This is a genomic window from Acidisphaera rubrifaciens HS-AP3 (assembly GCF_000964365.1).
GTDB classification, from domain to species: domain Bacteria; phylum Pseudomonadota; class Alphaproteobacteria; order Acetobacterales; family Acetobacteraceae; genus Acidisphaera; species Acidisphaera rubrifaciens.
This window is the reverse complement of record NZ_BANB01000596.1, coordinates 1-4,564: the sequence shown is the minus strand read 5'-3', so window position 1 is coordinate 4,564 and position 4,564 is coordinate 1. Positions and strand designations below refer to the sequence as shown.

Below are 4,564 nucleotides of genomic sequence, written 5' to 3'. Positions count from 1 at the left end.
ACGGCCGATCTGGACGCGGCGGGGATCGGCTGGCGCCGCTGGTACGGGCGCGGCCTGCATCGCGAGGCGTATTTCGCCGGAGCGGGCACCGGAGGCGCGCCCGCGCTGCCGCGCGCCGAGGCGCTCGGCGACCGGCTGATCGGCGTGCCGATGCACGAGATGCTGACGGCGGCCGACATCGCCGCCGTGACCGCCGTATTGCGCCGCTTCGCCTGAAACCTCCCCGGCGCTACGGCATCGGGCGGCGCAGGTGCCAGTCGGTCTCGCGCTGGAAGGCGGCGCCGGCGCGGACCAGCAGCGCCTCGTCCATATGGCGCCCGACAAGCTGGAAGGCGATCGGCATGCCGTCGCGGGTGTAGCCGCCGGGCAGCGTGATCGTCGGGCTGCCGCTCATGTCGAACGGGCAGGTGTAGCGCAGCAGCCCGGCGAGCAGCGACGCATCCTCGCCGAGCGTCGCCATCGTCGCGACGGTGGGCGAGGCGAAGGCCTGGGCCGGGATCAGCAGCAGGTCGATCGTCTCGAACAGCGCGGCGACACGGCCGGTGAAGTCGGCGCGGCGCAGGATGATCTTCTGGTAGTCGAGACCCGAGAGCGCCCGCCCGGTGTCGATCAGCCCGGACAGGGCGGGGCCGTACTCGGCCCGGCGGGCGGGATAGGTCGCCTCGTGCGCGACGGCGGTCTCCACGCCGCATGCGGGAAACCAGTCGGCGATCATCTGCGTGACGTCGGGGAAGGTGACGGCGCGCAGTTCGGCGCCGAGGCCTTCGATGACGGCAGCGGCGGCCTCCACCGCCTCGATCGTCGCGGTGTCGGTGCCGGTGGTGTTCCACGCCGCGTCGATGCCCACGCGTACGCCGCGCAGCCCGCGCCCGATGCCGGCGAGATAGTTGGGCACCGGCTCCTGGCGCGCGGTCGGGTCGCGCGGATCGGCGCCGGCGATGGCGCCCAGCATGGCGCCGGCATCGACCGCGCTGCGCGTCATCGGCCCGATATGGTCGAGCGTCGCGGCCAGTTCGAACACGCCGTAGCGGCTGACCCGGCCCCAGGTGGGCTTCAGCCCGGTGATGCCGTTGGCCGCCGAGGGGAAGCGGATCGATCCGCCGGTATCGGAGCCGAGCGAGCCGTAGCAAAGCCCCGCCGCCGTCGCGACGCCCGAGCCGCTGGACGACGCGCCGGACCAGTGATCCGCGTTCCACGGGTTGCGCGGCGGCGTGATGTCCGGGTGATGGTCGGCATAGGCGCCCTCGGTCAGTTGCAGCTTGCCGAGGCACACGGCGCCGGCGGCGCGCAGGCGGGCGGTCACGGTCGCGTCCTCGTCCGGGACGAAATCGCGATGGATCGTCATGCCCGCCGCCGTCGGCACGCCCTGCGTCCAGCACAGATCCTTGAGCGCGATCGGCACGCCGTGCAGCGGGCCGCGCACGTCGCCGCGCATGATCTCGTCCTCGGCCGCGCGCGCCTGGCGCAGCGCCAGCTCCGCCGTCACGGTGGCATAGCTCTTGAGCGCGCCGTCGAGCGCCTCGATACGGGCAAGCTGCGCCTGCGTCACCTCGACCGGGGAAAGCTCGCGGGCCTGGATGCGCCGCCCGACCTCCAGCAGGTCGAGATAGTGCAGCTCGTCGCTCGCCATGGCGCGTCTCCCGGTCATTGTGCGGACAGCCGATGCTAGACCGGGTGCGGCGGCCCTCCTAGGGTCGTGTGCCACCGCGATGGAAACGCCATGCGCCCGCTGCTGCCCGCCGCCGTCCCGCCGCCCTTCGGCCGCTACAGCCACGGCATCGCGACGCCGCCGGGCGCGCGCCTCGTCGTCACGTCCGGGCAGCTCGGCGTGGCGGCGGACGGCACCGTCCCGGCCGGCTGCGCGGCGCAGGCGGCGCTGTGCTTCGCCAACATCGCGGCGATCCTTGCGGAGGACGGCATGACGCTGGGCCACGTGATCCGCCTCAATGCCTATGTCACCGACCGCGCGCACATGGCGGACTACATGCGGGTGCGCGACGCGCAGTTTCCGGGCACGCCGCCGGCCTCCACGCTGATCATCGTCGCGGGCTTCACCCGGCCCGAGTTTCTCATCGAGATCGAGGCAACGGCGGCGGCGGCGGCATGACCACCGCCCGGCGCCGCGCGTGGTGGAGCGAGTACGCGTCGCGCGAGTTCGACGGGCTCGATCCGATGACGACGATCGCCGTGCTGCCGACGGCGGCGGTGGAGCAGCACGGGCCGCATCTGCCGACCGGCGTCGATGCGATGATCAACCAGGGGCTGCTCGACCTGCTGGTCGCGCGGCTGCCGGACGATCTCGACCTGCGCATCCTGCCGGTGCAGACGGTGGGCAAGTCCAACGAGCACCTGCGCAGCCCCGGCACGCTCACGCTGCCGCCCGGCGCGCTGATCGAGGCGTGGACCGAGCTTGGCCTGTCGGTCGCGCGGGCGGGGTTGCGCAAGCTCGTCATCGTCAACTCGCACGGCGGCAACGACGAGGTCATCGGCATCGTCGCGCGCGAGTTGCGCGTGCGCGCGGGCATGCTGGCGGTGAAGTGCCACTGGTCGCGCATGGGGCGCCCGCCCGGGCTGTTCGGCGAGCGCGAGCTGGCGCACGGCATCCATGCCGGCGATGTCGAGACATCGCTGATGCTGCATCTGCGCCCCGACCTGGTGGACATGACGCGCGCGCGCGATTTCGTCTCGGTCGCCGAGGATGACGCGCGGCGCTTCATGCTGCTGCGCCCGACCGGGCCGGTCGCCTATGCGTGGATGGCCGGCGACCTCAATCCGGACGGCGCGGTGGGCGAGGCGCATCTGGCGACCGCCGAAAAGGGCCGGATCACCGCGTCGTTCTACGTGGACGCCTTCATCAGCCTGCTGCGCGACGTGCGCGCGGCGCCGCTGCCGGCATAGGGCGCGGCATCACGCGGCCGCCGGGACGTAGCTGCGCATCTTGCCGGGGTTGAGCAATCCATAGGGATCGACCTCGTGCTTGAGGCCGAGCTGATCGGCATCGACGCGCTTGTAGCGGCTGCCGTCCTCCAGGGTATAGACATGCGGGTTGGCGATGTGCACGCCCGCCGCCTCGTGCAGCGCGATGATCTCGTCGAGCCGTTCGGGCGTCGTGTAGCGCACCACCGGCAGCGCGCTGCAGGTGACGCGGCCGGCGAAGCGGATGAACTCCAGATGCGGCAGCACCTCGTCGGGGAACATCGCGTTCATGCGCGCGACCGACTCGAGCAGCCGGTCGTGCGGATACAGGCATTGCAGATAGGTCACGCTGCGGTCCGTCTTGAGCACCTGCAGCGTCGTGTGGTTCCAGGTGTATTCATACAGCGGCACGCGGCCGCCATGCTCGTCGGCCGGCGCCTCGTGCGTGATGGTGCCGCGTCCGGCGAGCAGCGTCTTGAAACTCTCCAGCGACGGCTCCGCGACCATCGCGATCAATGCGGCGCGCCCCGGCGGGCAGGCGGATTTCAGCGCGCCGAAATACGGCGTGATTGCCGCGTCGACCGGCGACAGCAGCTTCTTGACGATGCCGTCCGACAGCGCGGCGTCGAGTCCGAAGCGGGCGGCGTCGAGGAAGGTGTCGAAGGCGATCACCAGCTCGATCCACTCCCACGCGGGCGCGAGCGGCATTTCCAGCGCGGTGATGATGCCGGTCGTGCCATAGGCGCGGTTGATCTTCTGCGCCGCGTCGGCGCGCAGCTCGATCACGCGCGGCTCCGGCTCGACGGTCACGATGCGGGCGGCGTGGATGTTGCCCGGCTCCCGCAGCCCGCCATACGTGACCGAGCCGATGCCGCCCGATCCGCCGGCGACGAAGCCGCCGACGGTTGCCGTGCGGCGCGTGGACGGATGCATGCGCAGTTCCCAGCCATGCGGCTGCATCGCGGCATCGACGGCGTTGAGCATCGCGCCCGCCTGCACGCGCAGCGCGCCGGGGCGCATCCATTCGATCGCCGACAGGCCGGTGATGTCGAGCAGCACGCCGCCCTCGAGCGGCACCGCCTGTCCGTAGTTGCCGGTGCCGCCCGCGCGCACCGTCAGCGGCACGCGGTGGCGGGCGCAGGCGCCGGCGACGCGGATCACCTCCGCCTCGGTGCGCGGTGCGGCGATCAGGTCGGCGGACTTGTCCGCGAGCTGCGCGTTGAGGATCGGGCTGTACCAGAAGAAGTCGCGCGAGCGTTTGCGCACGATCGCGGGATCGGTGATCACCGGGACGTCGCCGAGATCGGCAAGCAGGGCGGCAAGGTTCATCCGGCGTGGCTCCTTCGGGACGGGCTCGTGCCCCGGTCGTGCAGGAAACGGGCCGCTACCCGGCGGTCTCCAGCGCCTCCTCGGCCTCCAGCCACGCGGCCTCGGCCGCCTCGGTCTCGCGCGCGATGGCGGCGAGGCGGGTGTTGGCGGCGGTGATCTCCGCCGCCCGGCCTGGGGCATAGAGGGCGGGATCGGCGAGCTTTGCCTCGATGCGCGCGCGTTCGGCGGCCAGCGTCGCGATACGCGCCTCCGCCTCGCGCGCGCGGCGGCGCAGCGGGGCGAGGGCGGCGCGGCTCTCCGCCCGTTCGCGCCGGTCGTC

5 protein-coding genes and 1 pseudogene are annotated in these 4,564 nt (G+C 72.3%); 3 read left to right on the top strand and 3 right to left on the bottom strand.

From position 1 onward, the window contains the following. Nucleotides 1–216, top strand: a 216-nt coding sequence (locus tag B8460_RS15130) for a DegT/DnrJ/EryC1/StrS family aminotransferase (protein WP_048862439.1), incomplete at its 5' end; no start/stop codon positions are given. 13 nt (nucleotides 217–229) lie between these two features. Here the strand turns inward: B8460_RS15130 and B8460_RS15125 are convergent. Further along, nucleotides 230–1,630: an amidase gene (locus B8460_RS15125; RefSeq protein WP_048862438.1), complete on the bottom strand. Its 1,401-nt coding sequence runs from the start codon at nucleotides 1,628–1,630 to the stop codon at nucleotides 230–232. 90 nt (nucleotides 1,631–1,720) lie between these two features. Between B8460_RS15125 and B8460_RS15120 the strand changes: the two genes are divergently transcribed. Next, nucleotides 1,721–2,107, top strand: coding sequence for a RidA family protein (locus tag B8460_RS15120; RefSeq protein WP_048862437.1), 387 nt, complete (start codon nucleotides 1,721–1,723; stop codon nucleotides 2,105–2,107). Continuing rightward, nucleotides 2,104–2,898, top strand: coding sequence for a creatininase family protein (locus B8460_RS15115; RefSeq protein WP_048862436.1), 795 nt, complete (start codon nucleotides 2,104–2,106; stop codon nucleotides 2,896–2,898). Before B8460_RS15120 ends, B8460_RS15115 begins: the two co-directional genes overlap by 4 nt. A gap of 9 nt (nucleotides 2,899–2,907) precedes the next feature. Here B8460_RS15115 and B8460_RS15110 read toward each other — a convergent pair whose 3' ends face one another. Next, on the bottom strand, nucleotides 2,908–4,245 hold the full coding sequence (locus tag B8460_RS15110; protein ID WP_048862435.1) for an FAD-binding oxidoreductase: 1,338 nt from the start codon (nucleotides 4,243–4,245) through the stop codon (nucleotides 2,908–2,910). A 55-nt stretch (nucleotides 4,246–4,300) separates the two neighbouring features. Further along, nucleotides 4,301–4,564 (bottom strand): annotated as a pseudogene (locus B8460_RS15105) (ABC transporter ATP-binding protein); the annotation flags it as partial.

Bases quoted from the DNA above. Each gene is read 5' to 3' on its own strand.
- B8460_RS15125 (WP_048862438.1), bottom strand. From the start codon at position 1,630: ATGGCGAGCGACGAGCTGCACTATCTCGACCTGCTGGAGGTCGGGCGG.
- B8460_RS15120 (WP_048862437.1), top strand. From the start codon at position 1,721: ATGCGCCCGCTGCTGCCCGCCGCCGTCCCGCCGCCCTTCGGCCGCTAC.
- B8460_RS15115 (WP_048862436.1), top strand. From the start codon at position 2,104: ATGACCACCGCCCGGCGCCGCGCGTGGTGGAGCGAGTACGCGTCGCGC.
- B8460_RS15110 (WP_048862435.1), bottom strand. From the start codon at position 4,245: ATGAACCTTGCCGCCCTGCTTGCCGATCTCGGCGACGTCCCGGTGATC.